Below are 19,277 nucleotides of genomic sequence, written 5' to 3'. Positions count from 1 at the left end.
TCCGTCGTCGGTGGTTGGGCTCGGCGGGGTGTTGCTCGGTCATCCTACGTTGACGGGTTCGCCGAGCCTCCTACGAGAGACGCCGATGTGGTCGTAGTCTCGGCGCTGTGCCCAGCGAGATCCGCACCGCAGCGCTCGCGTACATGCGCGATCGGCGGCTGCTGCAGACCCGTTCGGTCGGCAACCCGGCGTTCTACATGGCGGGCGGAAAAATCGATCCGGGTGAGAGCGCGACCGACGCGTTGTATCGGGAGGTACGTGAGGAACTCGACACCGGAATCCTGGCCGACAGCCTCTGCGAACTCGGCGTGTTCGAGGCCCCCGCCTACGGTCATCCGTCGGGTACGCACTTGCACATGACGTGTTTCGTCGCCGAACTGACCGACGAGCCGACTCCGACGAGCGAGATCGCGGAGCTGCGGTACTTCACCGTTGCCGAGTACGCGGCCATGCCGCACGTCGCGCCCGGGTCGATGCTCGTGTTTCGCAGACTTGCCGAACTCGGGCTGGTGGACTAGCCGATGCTCATCCCGCCGGCCACCATCGACGCGATCGCCGAGGGGCGGGTGACACTGGCGTTCCGCCGGTGGGCGCAGCCACGGGTGCGGCCGGGGTCGACGATCCGCAATGCCCGCGGTGTGGTGGAGATCGTGTCGGTCGAGGAGGTCGACACGATCAGTGCCGCCGACGCGAAGGCCGCCGGGTTCGAGGACGCGGACAAGCTCCGCAAGTTGGTCGACAAGAAGGCGCACGGCAACACCCTCTACCGGATCGAACTGCGGTATGGCGGCGAGGATCCGCGGCGTGCGCTGCGGGCGTCGGCCGACCTCGACAACGCCGAAGTCGTCGATCTGCGCACCCGCCTCGACCGGATGGACAAGGCTGCCGAGGCACCCTGGACGCGGCGGTATCTGCACTTGATCGCCGCGCATCCGGAGGTCGTGTCCACCGAGCTTGCCGCCGCCGCCGGAATCGACCGGCCCGCGTTCAAATTGCGCGTGCGGCGGTTGAAGAACCTCGGCCTCACCGAAAGTCTCGACGTGGGTTACCGGATCAGTCAGCGCGGCCGCGCGTTTCTCGATGTCGATGAGAAGCCCGGGTAGTTGCTCTTTCGTAACCAATTCCGGCAGCCGACGATGAAGACCCTGACGAACCAGCCTCAGGGTCGGGACCCAAAGGGGAACGAATGAAATTCAGGCGGATCGCTTTTCTCGGCCTGGCGGGCTGTGCCAGTGCGATTGTCGGCGCGGGCGCCGCGACCGCCGACGTGATGTACGCGCCGGCGGGCGACCTACCGGTCAACAAGGCGATCATCGCGCCGATGCTCGGTGACATCTACATCACCGACAATGCGGGCAATCTGTTGCAGTACAACCAGACGCGCAACGATATCGCCGTCAGCCTCAGTCAGTCCGAGACCGACCTCGCGGCGAATGCGCTGCGCGCATATCGGGATCTCCCGCCGGTGGTCGTCGGTCCGGTCGGCTTCCGTCCCGGTGCGCTCGTCACCGTCGCCGACAGCCCGGGCGTGGCCTGCGTACAGGTGATCTTCAACAACGTGCCCGAGGACCGGCGCAGCGGCGATTACTACTGGCCGCCGTCGGTTGCGATCACCGGGCAGAACTTCGGCTATGGGGCACAGTTCTGCCGCTGACCCGGGCTCTGGCATTTGCCGGGGGAAGCGCGCAATGATCGTGGCATGACCTCGTTGAGCGCCAAGGCCGAAACGTTCCTGTCCCTGCACCGCCCGGGTGCGCCCGCAGTGTTGCCGACCGTGTGGGACGCGTGGTCGGCCAATTTGGCTGCCGATGCGGGATTTTCGGCGCTGACGGTCGGCAGTCATCCGGTCGCCGATTCACTCGGTCGCGCCGACAACGAGGGGATGACGTTCGACGAGTTGCTCGGGCGGGTCCGCGACATCACCGCTGCCGTCGACGTGCCTGTCTCGATCGACATCGAGTCCGGCTACGGCGAGGAACCCGCCCGACTGGTCGAAGGACTCCTCGACGCAGGCGCAGTCGGGCTGAATATCGAGGACACCGTGCACGGTGAGGGCGGTCGGCTGCGGTCCCCGGAGGAACACGCGGATGTGGTTCGTGCACTGCGGCAGGCGGCCGACGCGGCCGGCGTCCATCTGGTCGTGAACGCGCGCACCGACCTGTTCCTGCGCGGTGACGGGGATGCATCGGACCGGGTCGATCGCGCAATCGCACGATTGCAGCTCGCCACCGACGCGGGCGCCGATGTCCTGTACCCGGTGGGACGGCACGACGACGCGACCTTGCGCCGGCTGACCGGCGAACTGCCGCTGCCGGTGAATGCGATCGCGCTGCCCGGCGAGGACGATCCGGCGACGTTCGCCGCCGCGGGCGTCGGCAGGATCAGCTTCGGGCCGTTCCTGCAGGCCGCGCTCGCCACCGAGGCACAGCGGTTGCTCGCGCGGTGGAAATAGCCGGATAGGCACCGGCACACACACCGCCCACTTTTCGGCCGATCACGCGGGATCCCGCGCGCATCGCCGGAAAGTGGGCGGTGGTGCTACTGCTGATGGCGTCTAGCGCCCGACCGGCGTGCTCGGGGCGTTGCCGGGTCCCGGCGGCGCGTAGCCGACCGGCTGGCCGCCGTACTGCGCGACCCACTGCGGTTGTGGTTGCGGCTGGTAACCGTAGGGAGCCGCGCCGGTCGGCTGCTGTGGTCCGGAACCGACGGGGGGTCCGAAACCGATGGGCGCATGGGACGGTGGCGCCGGGTCGGCCTTGCGGCGCACGCGCAGGATCACTGCCGTGATCGCCGCGAGGAGCACTGCCGCAGCTCCGCCGATGGCACCCCAGATCCACACCGGCGTGCCCGATTCCGGTGCCGGCGCCTCGGCGAGCTGCACGCCGTTGCTGGCGAGGAACGAACGCAAGGCCGGCGCGTTGGTGATGAAGTTGAAGTTCTGCTGGCTGCCCTGGGTGAGCAGATAGGAGTTCACCCCGAGCACCTCGCCGGTCTCGGCGTCGACAGTGGGGCCGCCGGACATGCCGCCGGAGAGGTCGGCGTTGATCTCGGTGCCCGCCACGCCGGATTCGCTGACCTGTTGGCTGGACGCGGTGCCGGACTTGAATGACGGCTGCTGCACCCGGGTCATGTCGGTGGCGCGGGCGATGTTCGCCGGGAAGCCGACGGCGGTGAGGTCCTGGCCGTCCTTGGGCGCCAAGGCCGAGACGACCAGTGGCGTCGTTTCCGGCACGCCGGATAGCTTCAGCAACGCGTTGTCACCGTCCTCGAACTTCTGGAAGGTCACCACCTGCGCGGTGGTCCAGCTGTCCACGACCGTGCCGTCGGTGTTGGGCGCCTGCACGACCTCGATATGCCGCTCGATCGGAGCGCCGTTGTCCTTGCCTTCGACGGTCCACTGCTGGGCATTGGCGACCTCGGTGGCGGTCTCGAGCTCGGAGTCGGACAACCCGCCGCTCGCGGCGAGATCGGCCAGACTCTGGGCGCGGATCGCTTCCTTGACGTCGCTGCCGTCGGGGTCGACGCAGTGCCCGGCGGTCGCGATGAAGCCGGTCTGGTCGACGAAGAAGCCGCTGCAGCTCGAGTTCACGGTCGTCGGTCCGAGCCACATTCCCTGTGGATCGTCGGCCGTGGGCGGCACCTGCAGGTAGCCCGTCCATTCGGCATAGATCTGCACCACCGACGACTTGACGCTGTCGTTGACGGTGGTGGTGTCCTCGGCCTGCGCGGTGCTCGGCACGAGGAGGGCGAGGCCGGCGGCGGCGAGCGCGGGCGCTGCGGCGACGGTTGCGAACTTCTGCATTGCGGTTGACATCGGAGATCCTTCGGTGTGGTGGGGGCGTGTCCACAACAGGAAACCGGGGTGCGCTTAGCGTTCGCTTGGCATCGACTTATGACGCACTTGCGCGCCCACTTGCGGTCCAGGGCCGAAACTTTCCTGTCCCTGCGGTGGGCGGCGCTCAGCGGACCGGCGGGCGAATTCGGCGCACCGCGGTGCCGGTGAGTCGAACCGGTGGCCGGCGCCGCCGGCCACCGAACGCCGGCCGGCTTGGCCGTTGGACATCGAATCATCCCGCCCGTCGTGCTCGCACTCGGTCACGAAGCCGTTGTCGTCGAGGGTGATATGCAAGTCGCGAACCACGCTGCTGCGCCAACTTTGAACGTAGCTCATCCATTCGTCGTCACAGATTGTGGCGAGGAAGATGTTCAGTCGGTCCATCCCAGTTTCGTCTGATTCAAACGACCGGGCGAACGCTCGTCCGAGCAGTCGTCGATGTTTGCGCGTCCTCGCGGACGCAATCAGGTCGGTGGCAGTGCGGACACCCAACGCACGGAGCCTATTGCGAACCACCAAGAATTCGGCAGCTTCGGCAGCTTCGGAAGCTTTGGCCTTGGCAGCGTCGGCCTTGGCAGCTTTGCGATCCTTGGTGTCGGTGCCCGAAGGTGTGGCACCGCGGATCGGTCCCTTGCGCAGGTGCAGATCGAGGATTGCCTGATCGACCCAATCGACGAGGCGACCGGCCGGAATCCTGGTCTCCAGGAGCAGGTCCACGAAATCGTGATGAGCCAGGCCTTCGATATTGCTCACACCCTCGTCGATCAGTCGCGCGCGGTCGTAGAGGTCGATTCCCTCGAGCTCGGTGAGCGGAAGCTGCTCCTCGAGCTGGTTTGTCGCCACCGCAAATTGCCCGAATCCCTGCACGCGATCGCGGAGGAGCACCATCGCGGTTTCCGGAAGCACACCCACCACAAACGCGAGCGGCAGCACAATGCCCTTGTACAGTCCCGACTCTTGTTCTCCGACAATGGCTTGCAGCAGGTAGGCGAGCACGACAACCGTGATCACGCGCACCGTAATTGCACTGTAAGCCTTGGGGCGCAAATCGTTTCGCGCGTACCGACGCAGGCACATATTGAGCGAGAAGAAGTATGAACCCAGGAAAGCGAAGGAGAGCGGGTTGTCCAGATAGGCATAGAGGTACGGCGTCGCCCCTCCCTCGGGGGCCTTGGCTTGGAGTTGCTCGGTGCTCGGGTGAATGGACATGATCCACCCGAGTGCGATGACCTCGGTCGCAATGACAATCGGCCACAGTCGTTGGGCGGCGTTGACGGTCGTTGTCATCGCATTGCGGGGGAAGAACACTTCGTCCATCTGGCTGCCGTACCGAGCCTCGACGTCGGCGAGGGTCTCGACATTGGGGTCGAGTCGGAAGATCTGCCGCTCGAATCTGTCCCGCAGTGTGCTGAGTCGTTGTCGATCGAATAGAAAGAACAAAAGTCCCGGCAGCATCGTCGCGATTGCGACAAACGAGATCGCCACACCGGGCGATCGCGACGGCATCAGATGCGCGAAGTACGCGATGATCGGTGCGCCGACGCTGATCAGCAGAATGCTCCACAATGCCGCAAGATGCACACCGCGCCGTGAGCGTTGTTTTTCTCCGCTGGAGCGGTCGACGGCGTCCTTGTCAGTGCGCCCCGCGGTGTCCTGTGGCGCCTGCTCGGCCTGATTCGCTCGCCCGTCCCCGACGGTCTCTGGGGACGACTTGTCGCGGCGCACCCAGGCCCAGATTCGTCGCCACAGCCTTTTTGAGCTTCGCTCCGAATTCGCTTTGGCTTGCTCTCGTTTGCGCGGGCGCCGACGGGCCTGGCCCGCGGTGGGGTGACCTTCTGTCGTGTTCCGGGTGACGAGTCCGCGTCGCAGTAGTTCGTCCCACGGCCAGTCCTGGACGAATTCGTCGAGTGCGCGCGTCTCGAGCGGTGCGAAGACGATGCACTGATCACGGGAGTTGGTTACGTGCAGACGTTTCGGTGTGGCATTGCGCAACTTGCTCAGCGCTGGATGCGGCTGGCGCTGCACAGATTGCGCGACGCCGCTGCCGCCTCCGTTGGTCTTGCTGCCGGTCGGCACGTTCGTTGGTGTCGCCATGACTGCTCACCTGCTCGCAGGGGTTTCGGTATGACCAGTCAACGCCGGGCCGGCGGGTTGGGCGCGAGTAGTGCGCTACTCGAATCGCCGCACCCCCGGCTCAGCCGGAGCGGTTGTCCGAGTAGGCGCGCAGCGCGGCCACCTGAGCCGGGTCGAGCGACGGTCGAACCGCGCCGCGCGCGGATGCCACGTCGGCGGCGGTGACGGTCGCCGCGTCCACACTGCGACGCATCGCGGCCAGCGCCGACTCGCGCAGCACCGCGGCACAATCGGCGGCGGAGTAGCCGTCGAGGTCGGCGGCGAGCGCGGCGAGGTCGATATCGTCGGCGAGCGGTACCGAACGCGCTGCGGTGCGCAGGATTTCGTGGCGCGCGTCGGCGTCGGGCGGCTCGACGAACACCAGGCGCTCGAGCCGGCCGGGGCGCAGTAGTGCCGGGTCGATCAGCTCGGGGCGGTTCGTTGCACCGAGCACCACCACCTCGCGCAGCGGCTCGACGCCGTCGAGTTCGGTGAGCAGCGCGGCTACCACGCGGTCCCCGACTCCGGAATCGCCGCTCTGCCCGCGCCGTGGCGCAAGCGCGTCCACCTCGTCGAGGAAGATCAGTGACGGCGCGGAATCCCTGGCGCGCTGGAATAATTCGCGCACCGCCTTCTCCGAGGCGCCGACCCATTTGTCCATCAATTCGGCGCCCTTGACCGCGTGCACACTCAATTGCCCGGTGCTCGCGAGCGCTCGTACCAGGAACGTCTTGCCGCAGCCGGGCGGTCCGTACAGCAGCACGCCGCGGGGTGGGTCGACTCCGAGGCGGGCGAACGAGTCCGGATGGCGAAGCGGCCAAAGCACCGCCTCGGTCAGTGCCTGCTTGGTGGCCACCATGTCGCCGACGTCATCGAGGGTTACGCTGCCGATGGCGAGTTCCTCGGTGCCCGAACGCGACAGCGGCCGGATCACGTCGAGCGCTGCGACGAGGTCCTCCTGCCGCAGGATCGGGTCCGTCTTGGATTTACTTGCCCGCGCCGCCGCGTGCAGCGCGGCCTCGCGGCACAGCGCGGCCAGGTCGGCGGCGACGAATCCTGGTGTTCGGGAAGCAATTTCATCGAGAACAAGTTTCGCGGTGGGGACCCGCCGCAGCAGCGCCTCCAGCAGTGACCGCCGAATCCCGGCATCGGGCAACGACACTGTCAGTTCGCGGTCGCACAGGTCGGGGTCGCGCAGCCGGGCATCGACCTGCTGCGGGTGCGCGGTTGTCGCGATGAAGGCGACGCCCGGGCCGGTCATCGCGGCCCGCAACTGTTCCAGGATGAGCGTCGCGACCGGTTCGGCATCGTCGGGCAGCAGCGCGTCCACGTCGGTGACGAGCAGGACGCCGCCGCCGGCGATGGTGGCGACGGCCTCGCTGACGGCACGCAGTCGGGCACCGGCTTCCGCGGCGCCGACCGTCGGGCCGTCGAGTTCCACGACGTGCCGCCCGCCGAGCACGGCCCGGGCGAGCGTCGCTTTCCCCGCCCCGGCGGGCCCGGTGACCAGAACGCCGAGTCTGGCGGGCGCGTTGAGCGTGCGCAGCAGTTCCGGCTCGTCGAGGGCGAGCGTGAGCCATTCGGTCAGGCGCGCGACCTGCGTGCCGACCCCGACCAGTTCGTCGACGCTCAGCGTCGGTCTGCGCACCGGCGGCAGGCTGGGCGCCACCGGGTTCGCGGTCGCGCCCGGCGCGGGCCGCACCGGGCCCGTACCCCATTCCACCGACGTGTTCGGTTGCACGCTGACCGGAACCGAGGCCGGGTCGGTGACCGCCACGGTGAGCAACTCGGTCGTCCAGGCGACGCCGAAGGTACGCGAGAGGGCCTGCGTGGTGGCAGCGGTGCTGGTGCCGGGGCCGAGGTCGCGCGGCAGCAGCGACACCGCGTCGCCGACGCCGACCACCTTGCCCAGCAACGCCTGTCGCAGGGTGGCGGACGGGATCGACCCGGTGGCAAGCGCCGAGCCGGTCACCCGTACCGATCGGGCGCCGTACACGGTCACCGGCGCGACCACGACGGTCGCGTCCTCCTTGAGGCCGGCGTTGGACAGCGTCACGTCATCGAGCAGCGCGGTCCCGCTCGGGGTCCCCGATCCGGCGAGGCCGACGACGGCCGCGGTCCGTCGAGCGCCCGTGATCGCGATCGGATCCCATTCCCGCAGCCCGAGTGCGGTCAGTGCCTCGGGGTGCAGCCGGACCACGCCGCGACGGGTGTCGGCCGCCGAGGTGTTGAGCCGCGCGGTGAGCGCGAGTTCCGCCATGTCGGCAACGCTACCGACCGCCGGGACGGCGTAGCCCGAGCCGGGCCACCGAACGTCGGGCGCCCGGTTCGCGACGGATGGCGCGCCGCTCGGCCCGTCGCTCCGAGGGCTTGCTTTCCCAATGCTGGGGCCGGGCGGCGACCCAGCGCTGCGACCGTACCGCGAACGGAATATGCAGCAGGTACAGCGCGTCGAGCACGATCAGCAGAATCAACGGGAACGTGACGAGGGCCGCGGCAGCCAGCGCGACGAGGACGAGGAGTCCAGCGGCCGCCTGTGGCGGGACAGCCACCGACTTCATCGCCATGGTGGGGATGCGGCTGACGATCAGTGCCGCGCTGAACACCGTCCAGGCCGCGACCGCGGGGAACGAGGCCCACCAGCCGTCGCCGAACTGCTCGTAGAGCGCGATCGGCAGCAGCGCGACCAACGCGCCCGCCGGCGCGGGCACACCGACGAAGTATTCCTGGGTGTAGCCGGGCCGGCTGGTATCGGTGATCAGGGTGTTGAACCGGGCCAGTCGCAGCACGATGCTCACCGAATAGAGCAGGGCGATGATCCAGCCCGCACTGCTGCCGTCGAGCAGCGTCACGTACAGCACCAGGGCGGGGGCGACGCCGAAGGAGATCGCGTCGGCCAGGGAGTCGAGTTCGCCGCCCATTTTGCTCGTGGCATCGAGCAGTCGGGCAATCCGTCCGTCGAGCATGTCGAGGACGGCGGCGGCGCCGGTCATCGCGAGCGCGACGCCGAGTTCACCCTCGAGTGCGAACTTCACCGCCGACAGCCCCGCACACAGCGCGAGGATGGTGACCACGCTCGGCAGTAGCCGCACCGGGCCGGTGTTGAGCAGCCGTGTCGGTCGCTCGCGTGCGTTCACGAAACCTCCCGCGGGAGTGTGGCGACCGGTGCGGTCATGACGCCGACAGGTCCGCGAGCACCGTTTCGGCACCGACGGCCCGCTGGCCCCTTTGCACGAGGAGTTGGGTTCCGGCGGGGAAATACGTGTCCAGGCGCGAGCCGAACCGGATCAGCCCGTAGGTGTCGCCGAGAGTGAGCACATCGCCGGGCTTGGCGTCGCAGACGATCCGGCGCGCCACCAGTCCCGCGATCTGAACAACCACGACCTGCTTGCCTTCGGGCGTATCGATCACCACGCTGTTGCGTTCGTTCACGTCGCTGGCCTCGGGCAGGTCAGCGGAGCGGAACTGGCCGCGTTGGTGCACCACCGACCGCACCGTCCCCGCGGCGGGCACCCGCTGGACGTGCACGTCGAAGACCGAAAGAAAGATGCTGACGCGCGGCAGCGGTTCGGTGCCCAGGCCGAGTTCCGTCGGCGGTGCGGCCTTGTCGACCAGCGCGATCTCGCCGTCTGCCGGCGCCACCACGATCCCGGGCCGATGCGGCGGCACCCGGTGCGGATGCCGGAAGAACGCGGCGTTCGCGGCCGCGGTGGTCAGGCCGATGCGCCGAATCCATGGGTGGCGTCGGCCGAGCGCGGCGATGGCGAGTGGTGCCGCAACGAACGGCAGGCCGGCGGGGTGCAGTGGTGGGATCGTCGACTTCGCTAGCTCGACGAAATGTCGGATTCCCGACGGCGTCGGTGTCCCCGGAGGGGTTGGGCGGCGTGCCACAGGCTCCTCTTCAACCTCGAATGATCGTCGTCGCGGTCAAAGACTACCGGCGGTGACCGTGAACCCTGAGCGCCCCGGTACCGTGTGACGCATCGCTGGAAGATGTAACACAACCAGCGTATGCGCAGAGTAATATGAGGAGTCCTCATGTCTGGTTCGTCACAGGCACGGGGGACACCAAGGTTTCAGCTCCGAGCTGGGGCCGCGGCGTAGCGCGCCGCCTTTTCGACAGGAGAACACCATGGCTGCTCGCATCGCGTCGCGCACCGGCGTTGCCAACACGACAATGCTCGGACTGGGCGTCTACCGCCCGGAGCGGGTCGTCACCAATGACGACATCGCGGGACCGATCGATTCCAGTGACGAGTGGATCCGCACTCGCTCGGGCATTCAGACCCGCCGATTCGCGGCCGACGGTGAGACTCCGGTGACGATGGCCATCGAGGCCGGTCGCCGCGCGCTCGACGCCTCCGGCATCGCACCGGAGCAGATCGGCTGCGTGATCGTGGCGACCTCGTCGCGCATGGTGCTCGGCCCCGCCGCCTCAGCGCAGGTCGCTACGGCGCTCGGCATGAACGACACCGCCGGCTTCGATCTCGCGGCGGGCTGTTCCGGCTTCGGGCACGCGCTCAGCGTCGGCTCGGACATGGTCCGGGCGGGCACCGCGAGCCACGTCCTGGTGATCGGCGTCGAGCGTCTCACCGATCTGCTCGACCCCACCGACCGAACCACCGCGTTCATCTTTGCCGACGGTGCCGGTGCGGTCGTGGTCGGTCCGTCCGACGAGGTCGGCATCGGCCCGGTGGCGTGGGGTTCGGACGGCACCCAGTGGGCCGCGATCCGACAGGACAAACCATTCGACCAGTACTTCGCCGAGGTTGCGGAGCAGGGCTCGGCGACGGTCCGGCCGTTCATCCGGATGGAGGGCACCGCGGTCTTCCGCTGGGCGGCCTCGTTCCTGGAGAAGGCGTGCCGCGCAGCCGTCGACAACGCCGGGCTGACGATGGAAGACCTCGACGTGTTCGTGCCGCATCAGGCCAACCTGCGGATCACCGACGTACTGGTGCGGGTGCTGAAGCTGCCGGAGAAGTGCGTTGTCGCGACCGACATCATCGAGACCGGCAACACCTCCGCCGCCTCGATTCCGCTCGCGATGGAGCAGGTACTCCGCAACGGTCAGGCGAAGCCGGGCGACACCGCGCTGTTGATGGGCTTCGGCGCCGGACTCGCCTACGCGGGGCAGGTCGTCAAGCTGCCGTCGCTCGGCGAGTAGCAGCACTGCACTAGCGGGCACTGCACTATCGGGGTCGGACCCGCAGTATCCGGTCGTCACCGCCGCCGTTGTCGGTGGTGACGAGCAGCGATCCGTCCGGTTGCGTAACGACCGTGCGGATCCGGCCGACCGTGTCGTCCAATTCCGGCACCGTCGTCTCCGCGTCTACCGTGTGCCCGTTCGGCGAGAGTCGCAGCAGCACCACGCGTTTGCCCTTCAACGCACCGATCGCCAAGGCGCCGTTCCAGGCACCCCACTGTGGCCCGTCGAGGAAGGTCCCACTCGCTGTCGCGATCGTGCTCGGACCCGAACTCCACACCGCGCCAACCGCACCGGGAACGCGGTCGGGGTCGGTCATGGGCACCGATTCGTCGTACGTCGAGGGGTCGCGGTCGGGCTTCCAACCGTAGTTCGCGCCCGGCTCGAGTAGGTTCACCTCGTCGTCGACGGTCGGTCCGTGCTCGACCGAGTAGACCTCGTCGGTGCCGGGCCGCACCGCGAGGCCCTGCACGTTGCGGTGCCCGAGGGTATAGACGGGACTGTCGCCGTACGGATTTCCCGCCGTGGGCAGCCCGGTTTCGGCATCGACGCGAAGTACCTTGCCGCCCAGTGACTCCGGGTCCTGCGAGACTGTCGGCTGGGCGGAGTCGCCGGTGCCGATCAGCAGGTCGTTGCCGATCGGCAGAATTCGGCAACCGCCGTGCCGACCGCTGGTCGAGGGGAATCCGTCGATGACCGTCCCGGTCCGGATCAGTTCTGTCCATTGTGGGTCGATGGTCCAGGACACAACTCGCACGTCGTTCTGCCCGCCGTCCTGGAAGCCCTGACAGCTGAACAACTTCCGGCCCTGCGCGGACTCGACGAGAGCGAGTCCCATCAGTCCGGTCTCGCCGCGCGCGAACAGATCGCCGAGATCGGCACGCAATTCGCGCCGCTCGCCCGTCGGCAGCAAAGCGACGAAGCGCCCGCCACGCTCGCCGGTGAGCAGGGTGCCGTCCGCAGCCGTGACCACGTCCCACGGGTGGTCGAGGCCGTCGAGCACGGTGCTCACCTCGACCGAAGGCAGATCCGCCGCGGGCGGGGCGGTTGGGGGCGGGGCGGAGTCGCTGCCGCAACCGGCCACCACCACGAGGGCGGCCGCCGCTATTGCGGCCCCTTTCAGCCGAGTCCCCACGTCACAGTCACATCGAAGCTGACGGTCTGCGTGCCCGGTTCGAGCGGAACGGACGTCGCGTCGGCGTCCAGCCGGCTCGAGGGTGTCGGCGGCTGTGTGCCCGAAGCGGTCTCGTTGATCGTGATGACGTCGCCGAGCGATTCTCCGGCGAGGTCGGCGTACTGCTGCGCTCGGGCCTTCGCGTCGTTGAATGCACGTTCGCGGGCGTCGGAAAGCAGTTGCGAATCATCCTCGATCGCGAACGCGACGTTGCTCAGCCGGGCCGCGTCGCCACCGGCACGGAGTGCGTCGTCGAGAATCTGTGACGCCTTGCCGAGTTCGCGAATGGTGATCCGCACCGTGTTGGTGGCCTGATAGCCCGACACGCTTCGACTGCCGCCGCCGACGCCGGGGCTGGCGTACTCGGGCTGCAACGACACTTGCGTCGTCCGAACATCTTCGCGCGCAACGCCATCCGCGACCACTGCGTCGATCATCGCCTGCACGCGCTCGTTCGCTTCGGACAATGCACCGGACACGTCGGGCGCGATGACCTCGACGCCGATGTCGGCGTTGAGAATGTCCGGTGCGCCCTGTACCTGGCCGTTGCCGACGACGGTGACCTCGCGTGGCGTATCGGAGTCGGAACTGGAGCAGGCCACTGCTCCCGCGCCGAGCACGACGGCCGTGAGCACGGCAGCGCCCGTCTTCGCAACGCCGGACCTCGTGACGGTTGTATGCGCGGCTGTCCGCATTTCGGTACTTCGCTGATCGACACGTCGCATTGCCCCATCGTGGCCCACGAGATGCGGCAATGCCAGAATTGCCCGATGGCCAATCCCGGTCCCGGGCGACCCCGGCTCGAACAGCGGCGGCGCCCCGGCAAGACTCCGCGCGCGGAGATTCTCGATGCCGCCGCGGAATTGTTCACCAACAATGGTTACGCCAACACCTCGACGCGCCGGATCGCGGACGAGGTCGGCATCCGGCAGGCCTCGCTGTATCACCACTTCGCAACCAAGGACGACATCCTCGACGCGCTGCTCGCAGACACGGTCGCCGATGCGCTTGCGTTGTCGCGGTGGCTCGTCGGCGTCGACGCGCCCGGCGACGCGCGGCTGTACCGGCTCGTGGAGTTCGACGTGACTCAACTGTGCGCGGGACGGTGGAATCTCGGCGCGCTCTACCTGTTGCCCGAGTTGCGCACCGAGCGGTTCGCGGAGTTCCGGCGGCAGCGAAACCTCTTGCGCCGCGACTACGCTGCGCTCGCCGGCGCCGTCATAGCCACGTTGCGCGCGACCGAGGATCCCGCGCCCAGCGGCCCGGCGCTCGACCCGGCGGTCGCCGAATTGCCGTTCCGGCTTGTCGAATCATCGATCAGCATCCGGTCCGACGACGGCCGCTCGCCGAAGTGGGCGGCGCAGGTCTTCCCGGTGGCGGCGCTGCAGGTACTCGGCTGGTCGGGGGATGTTGCTGTAGTCGCCGAGGGAGCCCGGCTTCTCCTGAAGACGCCCGAATCGGAATCGAATAAGTGACCTAGGGCCGTTCGGCCGCGGCCTTGATCTTGGCGAGTGATCGGTGCATGCCGTCCTCGACCCGGACGTCGAACTCGGCTCCACCGCCGAGCGCGAGATCGATGAGCGTGCGTGAAATCCAGGAGGTGCCGTTGGGGACGTCGCGGCGCTGGATCAGCGTGCTCCCGGTGGCGGTCGGTTCGATCTGGAACGACCAGATGGCCCGGTTCTCGATCACCCGGAACGCCACCGCACGGTTCGGCTGCACGCGCACGACCCGCGCGGTCGTCGGCCACCGCTTCCAGCCGTCGCGGTTCAGGTTCAGCGTCAGCGCGCCCTCGCGGAGCCGGCCGATCACCTTCATCCGGGTGCACTGTGGACTCCACTGCGGCATCCGTTCCAGGTCGGAGACGATCGCCCAGACCCGCTCCGGTGCGGCGTCGATGTCGATGCTGGCTTCGAGCGGCTGTGCCACGGGAGAGCTCCGTCCGTTGGGGGCAGGGTGCACCGGGACACTACCGAACGGTCCGACCGGAATGCCTGTGCCCACGAGCCGACCCGATCGCGAAACTTTTCCAGCGCGCCTCACCGGCGAAAAGTAATGCTCGAGGCAAGATTCTCGATGTAGGGATCAAGCAAACTGAGCATGCACCAACGCGCAAACGCCAATACCAGGCACGTCACGGAAGTGTTCGATCATGAAGCTGAGTTCGTTCCTGCACCGGCAGTCCGTACCCCTGTTGAAGTCTGCACGCCTGAGCGGCAGCCCGAAGTCCTGGCCGAGTGAAAAGCTCGAGCGTCTGCTCACTCCGAACGAAATCGATCAGGTGCAGCGGCACCGAATCTGACCGCACCGGCACTCTCGCGGTCGTGAATGGAAGATCCGCTGCGGGGTGAACGGAGCGTTCACTCCGCCCAACGCACCAAATCTTCCATTCGCGTGTTCAGTGAGCCGGTCGCACTCGTCGCCCACTTCGCGCCGGATTGGGCATACTCGATGAGGTGACGACCCCGCGCGCGACCCGCGCAACCAGCACGTCTGCCAAGCCGATTATTCTCAGTGTCGACGACGATCCCGGGGTGTCCCGCGCCGTCGTGCGGGACCTGCGCCGTCGCTACGGCGGGGACTACCGGACCATGCGCGCAGAGTCCGGCCCGGCCGCCATCGACCTGCTACGCGAGACGAAGCTGCGCGGCCAGCAGGTCGCCATCATCGTCGCCGACTACCGGATGCCGGGCATGAACGGTATCGAATTTCTCGAAGCCGCGATGGATCTGCACCCGTTCGCGCGACGAGTGCTGCTGACCGCGTACGCCGACACCGACGCTGCGATCAACGCGATCAATGTGGTCGATCTCGATTACTACCTGCTCAAGCCGTGGGATCCGCCCGAGGAGAAGCTCTACCCGGTGATCGACGCCCTGCTCGAAGCCTGGCGGGCCGCCGATCACCGGCCGATCACCGAGACCAAGGTGGTCGGGCACAGGTGGTCGGCGCGCTGCTCGGAAGTCCGCGAGTTCCTCGCCCGCAACCAGGTCGCCTATCGCTGGTTCTTCGCCGACGAACCGGAGGGGGCCAAGCTGCTCGATGCCGCCGGAGCGGATGCCACCAGCTGCCCGGTGATCATCACCGAGGACGGCGAACCCCTGGTCGATCCGGCCGACGCGGAACTCGCCGGCCGGGTCGGCCTCACCACCACGCCGTCGCAGCAGTTCTACGACCTCATCGTGGTGGGCGGCGGGCCTGCGGGTCTCGGCGCCGCGGTGTACGGCGCATCGGAAGGGCTGCGGACCGCGCTCGTCGAGCGCACCGCCACCGGTGGGCAGGCGGGGCAAAGCTCGCGAATCGAGAATTACCTCGGCTTTCCGGACGGGGTGTCGGGCAGCCAGCTTGCCGACCGTGCGCGCAGGCAGGCCACCAAGTTCGGCGCCGAGCTGATCACCACCCGTGACGTCGTCGGACTCGAAGTCAACGGCTCGGCACGCACCGTCCGCTTCGCCGACGGCGAGAGCCTCGACGCGCACACCGTGGTGGTCGCGACCGGAGTGAACTACCGCCGTCACCCCGCGCCCGGAGTGGACGATTTCACCGGCCTCGGCGTCTACTACGGCTCGGCGATGACCGAGGCGTCGCAGTGCGCGGACCGGGACGTCTACATCGTCGGCGGCGCGAACTCGGCCGGACAGGCCGCGGTGTATCTGTCGCGCACCGCACGCTCGGTGACCATTCTGGTGCGCGGCGAATCGCTCGCGGCGTCCATGTCGCACTACCTGATTCGGCAGATCGAGCAGATACCCAACATCACGGTGCGCCCCTGCACCGAGGTGATCGGTGCCGAGGGTGAAGGCCATCTGGAACGTATTCTGTTGCGTGACAATGCCTCCGGTGCAGAGGAGAAGGCCGAGGCGCAGTGGCTGTTCCTGTTCATCGGTGCCGCGCCGCAGACCGACTGGCTCGACGGCACCGTGGTCCGCGACGATCACGGGTTCGTGCTCGCCGGACCCGATCTCACCATCGGCGGGGTGCGCCCGCCCGGGTGGGAACTCGATCGCGCACCGCACCACCTCGAAACGAGTGTGCCGGGCGTCTTCGTGGCCGGCGACGTGCGGTCGGACTCGGCGAAACGGGTGGCGTCCGCGGTCGGCGAGGGGGCGATGGCCGTGATGTTGGTGCACAAATACCTGGCCTGATCTCTAGGAGAAGCCCATGACCACCGGATTACCCTGCGACCCAGTCGAACTGCGCTCGCTGTTCCTGTTCGAGAAGCTCGACGACGCGCAGCTCGACTGGTTGTGTCGCGACGGCCGGATCGTCACGCTCGAACCGGGCCGGGTCTATCGCGAGGGCGATCCGGCGACGTGTTTCTACGTGCTGATGGACGGCGAACTGCGGCTCACCCGGATGTCGCGCGGCGAGGAGATCGAAACGGTGCGCAGCGATCAGCGTGGCGCCTACGCGGGGGCGTGGAGCGCCTACCTCGGCGATCGGGTCGAGCAGAACTACGACGCGAGCATGTACGTGCAGACCACCTCGCGGTTCTTCATTCTCGAGGCCGCCACCTTCGCGCGGATGATGCACGAGTGGTTCCCGATGGCGGTGCATCTGCTGGAAGGGATCTTCTTCGGATCGCGCAACACCCGCGAGATCCTCGATCAGCGCGAGCGGTTGCTGGCCCTCGGCTCGCTCTCGGCCGGGCTCACCCACGAGCTGAACAATCCGGCCGCCGCCGCGGTGCGCGCCACCTCGTCGCTGCGCGAGCGGATCGCCGGGCAGCGCCACAAGCTGGCGATGATCGCCAAGGGCAAATTCGACCCCGGCGCACTGGTATCACTGGTGCGGTTGCAGGACGAGGCCGCCGCGCAGGTGGCCAAGGCGCCGACGCTCACACCGATCGAGGAGTCGGACCGGGAGGACGCGCTCGGCGATTGGTTCGACGATCACGGCATCGCGGACGGCTGGCAGCTCGCGCCGACTTTCGTGCAGGCCGGCATCGACGAGGACTGGCTCGAGCGGGTCGTCAGCACGCTGGAAGGAGCGAGCGAGGGCACCTTCGAGGGCGCGATCCGCTGGCTGAACTACACCGTCGAGACCGAGCTGTTGATGAACGAGATCGGTGACTCGACCACCCGTATTTCCACGCTCGTCGACGCGGCCAAGCAGTACTCGCAGATGGATCGCGCGCCCTATCAGGTGGTGGACGTGCACACGCTGCTCGACAGCACTCTGGTGATGCTCGGCCGCAAAATCGGCGACGGCATCGATGTGGTCAAGGAATACGACCGCAGCCTTCCCGAAATACCCTGCTACGCCGCAGAACTCAATCAGGTGTGGACCAACCTGATCGACAACGCCATCGCCGCGATGGCCGGTCGGGGCACGCTCACGGTGCGCACCTACCGCGAAAATGATTGCGCCATCGTGGAAATCGGTGACACCGGCTCGGGCGTTCCGGCCGACATTCGCGGGCGAATCTTCGAACCGTTCTTCACCACGAAACCGGTCGGCGAGGGCACCGGCCTCGGTCTCGACATCTCCTTCCGTATCGTGGTCAACAAGCACCGGGGCGACATCCGAGTCGAATCCGAACCCGGCGACACCCGATTCTTGGTTCGATTGCCCCTGAATACAGTTGCACAGGAGGAGAATCCGGCATGACCGAAATACTCGGCATCGATCCGTCCGCGCCGCCGAGCGGAACCGGGTGCGCGGAATGCGGCGCGGTCGACGGTTGGTGGGTGCACCTGCGTCGGTGTGCGCAATGCGGGCATATCGGCTGCTGCGACTCTTCGCCCGCGCAACACGCCACCGCGCACGCAAAGACGTCCGGGCATCCGATCGTGCAAAGTTTCGAGCCGGGTGAGGACTGGTTCTGGAACTATTCGACCGAGCAGATCACCGGCGGTCCGGAACTCGCGGAACCGCGCAGCCACCCCGCCGACCAGCCCACGCCGGGTCCCAAGGGGCGGGTACCGCTCGATTGGCGCAACCACATCCACTAGCCGGTTGTGGGCACCGACCGCGGAACGCCGCACACATCCTGAGCCCGCGCATACGCTCCAGCCTGCGGCAGCCTATGCGTCTCGACGGAAGTTGTGCGGCGATCGAGTGGTGCTCACGGCGCCGGCACCAGGGTCGCGCTGATCCGCATCGTGATCGTGTGCCCGATCAGCACGCGGGGTGCCCGGATACCGAACTCCCTGCGGTCCACCCTTGCCTCGGCCCGCACCACAAGCCCGGAAACCTCCGGGTCGCGATGCGCGTGGAAGCACACCGGGACCGGCGTGCCGCGCATGGTGAGGGTGCCCGCCACCGCCCAGCCGTCCGAGTCGGGCGTGATCTCGTCGGCGACGAAACGCGCCGACGAATGCGTGTCGAGATCGAGGAACCGGGGATTGCGCAGGTCCTTGTCGCGGCGCTGATTCCCGGTGTCGATCGCGGCGAGATCGACGGTTCCGCACACGGAAACGAGTCGGCCGTCGCGGTCGAAGCAGATTTCACCGGAGCTGACCGGTACCGAACCATTGACGGTGCGGCCGAGGTCGCGCACCGCGAACGTCGCGGTGCTTTCGGTGCAGTCGATCGTCCAGCGGCCGCTCGCGACCGGCTGTGCCGCTGTGGTGGTGAGCTCGGTCATCGCCCTGCCTCCTTGGGCATCGCGCCGAATTGATCGGCAATGCAGAAGATTTCGACTCGGTCGGGACCGGTCAGCAGCGCCGGGTTCTCGCCCGGCAGCAACTCGGTGGACATGACCGCACGTTGCGCGTCGGTCAGCGCGTCCTCGGTTTCGGCGAGCGTCAGCACGATCTCGGCGTTGTCCGGGCCGCGCAGCACATAGCCGCCGACGATGCCGGGAATGGTCGCGACGGCGGGGGCGATTCGTTCGCGGCCTGCGAACGCGGCCGCGGCAACTTGTTCGTCGGTTCGTGGACCGTCGAAGCAGGTGAGTTGGGCAAACATCTGAACTCCTGGGAGTGATCGATGTGAATGTTCGGTTGACA

Annotated in this window: 20 protein-coding genes; 10 read left to right on the top strand and 10 right to left on the bottom strand. The window is 67.7% G+C overall.

Features of this window, described 5'->3' with window-relative positions; genetic code table 11:
* Positions 1–107 precede the first annotated feature (107 nt).
* From OG921_RS01755 to OG921_RS01740, 4 genes are all read left to right on the top strand, one after another.
* Positions 108–518: an NUDIX domain-containing protein gene (locus OG921_RS01755; RefSeq protein WP_266110611.1), complete on the top strand. Its 411-nt coding sequence runs from the start codon at positions 108–110 to the stop codon at positions 516–518.
* A gap of 3 nt (positions 519–521) precedes the next feature.
* Entirely contained in the window at positions 522–1,103 is a 582-nt protein-coding gene (locus tag OG921_RS01750; protein WP_266110610.1) for a hypothetical protein, read from the top strand.
* An 83-nt stretch (positions 1,104–1,186) separates the two neighbouring features.
* Positions 1,187–1,654, top strand: coding sequence for a hypothetical protein (locus OG921_RS01745; RefSeq protein WP_266110609.1), 468 nt, complete (start codon positions 1,187–1,189; stop codon positions 1,652–1,654).
* 45 nt (positions 1,655–1,699) lie between these two features.
* A complete protein-coding gene (locus OG921_RS01740; protein WP_266110608.1) occupies positions 1,700–2,452 on the top strand; it encodes an isocitrate lyase/phosphoenolpyruvate mutase family protein in 753 nt (250 codons plus the stop codon).
* A 102-nt stretch (positions 2,453–2,554) separates the two neighbouring features.
* Here OG921_RS01740 and OG921_RS01735 read toward each other — a convergent pair whose 3' ends face one another.
* The 5 genes from OG921_RS01735 to OG921_RS01715 form a co-directional block, all read right to left on the bottom strand.
* Positions 2,555–3,814, bottom strand: coding sequence for a serine protease (locus tag OG921_RS01735; protein WP_266110607.1), 1,260 nt, complete (start codon positions 3,812–3,814; stop codon positions 2,555–2,557).
* Positions 3,815–3,868: 54 nt separating this feature from the next.
* Positions 3,869–5,929, bottom strand: coding sequence for a hypothetical protein (locus OG921_RS01730; RefSeq protein WP_266110606.1), 2,061 nt, complete (start codon positions 5,927–5,929; stop codon positions 3,869–3,871).
* 100 nt (positions 5,930–6,029) lie between these two features.
* Positions 6,030–8,207: an AAA family ATPase gene (locus OG921_RS01725; RefSeq protein ID WP_266110605.1), complete on the bottom strand. Its 2,178-nt coding sequence runs from the start codon at positions 8,205–8,207 to the stop codon at positions 6,030–6,032.
* A gap of 10 nt (positions 8,208–8,217) precedes the next feature.
* A complete protein-coding gene (locus OG921_RS01720) occupies positions 8,218–9,084 on the bottom strand; it encodes a phosphatidylcholine/phosphatidylserine synthase (protein ID WP_266110604.1) in 867 nt (288 codons plus the stop codon).
* A gap of 34 nt (positions 9,085–9,118) precedes the next feature.
* Positions 9,119–9,838 (bottom strand): phosphatidylserine decarboxylase, encoded by a 720-nt coding sequence (locus tag OG921_RS01715; RefSeq protein WP_266110603.1) that lies wholly within the window; start codon positions 9,836–9,838, stop codon positions 9,119–9,121.
* Positions 9,839–10,079: 241 nt separating this feature from the next.
* Here OG921_RS01715 and OG921_RS01710 point away from each other — a divergent pair, with 241 nt between their 5' ends.
* A complete protein-coding gene (locus OG921_RS01710) occupies positions 10,080–11,111 on the top strand; it encodes a beta-ketoacyl-ACP synthase III (RefSeq protein ID WP_266110602.1) in 1,032 nt (343 codons plus the stop codon).
* A 25-nt stretch (positions 11,112–11,136) separates the two neighbouring features.
* Here OG921_RS01710 and OG921_RS01705 read toward each other — a convergent pair whose 3' ends face one another.
* Positions 11,137–12,234 (bottom strand): sorbosone dehydrogenase family protein, encoded by a 1,098-nt coding sequence (locus OG921_RS01705; protein WP_266111026.1) that lies wholly within the window; start codon positions 12,232–12,234, stop codon positions 11,137–11,139.
* A gap of 35 nt (positions 12,235–12,269) precedes the next feature.
* Entirely contained in the window at positions 12,270–13,019 is a 750-nt protein-coding gene (locus tag OG921_RS01700) for an SIMPL domain-containing protein (RefSeq protein ID WP_266111025.1), read from the bottom strand.
* 75 nt (positions 13,020–13,094) lie between these two features.
* On the opposite strand from OG921_RS01700, the gene OG921_RS01695 reads away from it, so the two are divergent.
* A complete protein-coding gene (locus OG921_RS01695) occupies positions 13,095–13,799 on the top strand; it encodes a TetR/AcrR family transcriptional regulator (protein WP_266110601.1) in 705 nt (234 codons plus the stop codon).
* A 1-nt stretch (position 13,800) separates the two neighbouring features.
* Here OG921_RS01695 and OG921_RS01690 read toward each other — a convergent pair whose 3' ends face one another.
* Positions 13,801–14,253 (bottom strand): SRPBCC family protein, encoded by a 453-nt coding sequence (locus tag OG921_RS01690; RefSeq protein ID WP_266110600.1) that lies wholly within the window; start codon positions 14,251–14,253, stop codon positions 13,801–13,803.
* A gap of 223 nt (positions 14,254–14,476) precedes the next feature.
* Here OG921_RS01690 and OG921_RS01685 point away from each other — a divergent pair, with 223 nt between their 5' ends.
* The 4 genes from OG921_RS01685 to OG921_RS01670 all read left to right on the top strand — a co-directional run bounded on the left by OG921_RS01685 (position 14,477) and on the right by OG921_RS01670 (position 18,278).
* A complete protein-coding gene (locus OG921_RS01685; protein ID WP_266110599.1) occupies positions 14,477–14,626 on the top strand; it encodes a hypothetical protein in 150 nt (49 codons plus the stop codon).
* A 154-nt stretch (positions 14,627–14,780) separates the two neighbouring features.
* Entirely contained in the window at positions 14,781–16,469 is a 1,689-nt protein-coding gene (locus tag OG921_RS01680; protein WP_266110598.1) for an FAD-dependent oxidoreductase, read from the top strand.
* A gap of 16 nt (positions 16,470–16,485) precedes the next feature.
* Entirely contained in the window at positions 16,486–17,934 is a 1,449-nt protein-coding gene (locus tag OG921_RS01675; RefSeq protein WP_266110597.1) for an ATP-binding protein, read from the top strand.
* Positions 17,931–18,278 carry a UBP-type zinc finger domain-containing protein gene (locus tag OG921_RS01670; RefSeq protein ID WP_266110596.1) on the top strand — a complete coding sequence of 116 codons (348 nt, stop codon included), beginning with the start codon at positions 17,931–17,933 and terminating at the stop codon, positions 18,276–18,278. The genes OG921_RS01675 and OG921_RS01670 overlap by 4 nt, the downstream gene beginning before the upstream one ends.
* 113 nt (positions 18,279–18,391) lie before the next feature.
* Here OG921_RS01670 and OG921_RS01665 read toward each other — a convergent pair whose 3' ends face one another.
* On the bottom strand, positions 18,392–18,913 hold the full coding sequence (locus tag OG921_RS01665) for a YceI family protein (RefSeq protein WP_266110595.1): 522 nt from the start codon (positions 18,911–18,913) through the stop codon (positions 18,392–18,394).
* Entirely contained in the window at positions 18,910–19,236 is a 327-nt protein-coding gene (locus OG921_RS01660; RefSeq protein WP_266110594.1) for a hypothetical protein, read from the bottom strand. Before OG921_RS01660 ends, OG921_RS01665 begins: the two co-directional genes overlap by 4 nt.
* Positions 19,237–19,277: the final 41 nt, after the last annotated feature.

Source organism: Aldersonia sp. NBC_00410 (assembly GCF_026342035.1).
In the GTDB taxonomy this organism is placed as follows: domain Bacteria; phylum Actinomycetota; class Actinomycetes; order Mycobacteriales; family Mycobacteriaceae; genus Aldersonia.
Note: the sequence above shows the minus strand (reverse complement) of the source record. Positions and strands in the feature narration are given on the sequence as shown.

Coding starts and splice junctions, on each gene's coding strand:
- OG921_RS01750 (WP_266110610.1), top strand. CDS start 522: ATGCTCATCCCGCCGGCCACCATCGACGCGATCGCCGAGGGGCGGGTG.
- OG921_RS01745 (WP_266110609.1), top strand. CDS start 1,187: ATGAAATTCAGGCGGATCGCTTTTCTCGGCCTGGCGGGCTGTGCCAGT.
- OG921_RS01740 (WP_266110608.1), top strand. CDS start 1,700: ATGACCTCGTTGAGCGCCAAGGCCGAAACGTTCCTGTCCCTGCACCGC.
- OG921_RS01735 (WP_266110607.1), bottom strand. CDS start 3,814: ATGTCAACCGCAATGCAGAAGTTCGCAACCGTCGCCGCAGCGCCCGCG.
- OG921_RS01730 (WP_266110606.1), bottom strand. CDS start 5,929: ATGGCGACACCAACGAACGTGCCGACCGGCAGCAAGACCAACGGAGGC.
- OG921_RS01725 (WP_266110605.1), bottom strand. CDS start 8,207: ATGGCGGAACTCGCGCTCACCGCGCGGCTCAACACCTCGGCGGCCGAC.
- OG921_RS01710 (WP_266110602.1), top strand. CDS start 10,080: ATGGCTGCTCGCATCGCGTCGCGCACCGGCGTTGCCAACACGACAATG.
- OG921_RS01700 (WP_266111025.1), bottom strand. CDS start 13,019: ATGCGGACAGCCGCGCATACAACCGTCACGAGGTCCGGCGTTGCGAAG.
- OG921_RS01695 (WP_266110601.1), top strand. CDS start 13,095: ATGGCCAATCCCGGTCCCGGGCGACCCCGGCTCGAACAGCGGCGGCGC.
- OG921_RS01685 (WP_266110599.1), top strand. CDS start 14,477: ATGAAGCTGAGTTCGTTCCTGCACCGGCAGTCCGTACCCCTGTTGAAG.
- OG921_RS01675 (WP_266110597.1), top strand. CDS start 16,486: ATGACCACCGGATTACCCTGCGACCCAGTCGAACTGCGCTCGCTGTTC.
- OG921_RS01670 (WP_266110596.1), top strand. CDS start 17,931: ATGACCGAAATACTCGGCATCGATCCGTCCGCGCCGCCGAGCGGAACC.
- OG921_RS01665 (WP_266110595.1), bottom strand. CDS start 18,913: ATGACCGAGCTCACCACCACAGCGGCACAGCCGGTCGCGAGCGGCCGC.
- OG921_RS01660 (WP_266110594.1), bottom strand. CDS start 19,236: ATGTTTGCCCAACTCACCTGCTTCGACGGTCCACGAACCGACGAACAA.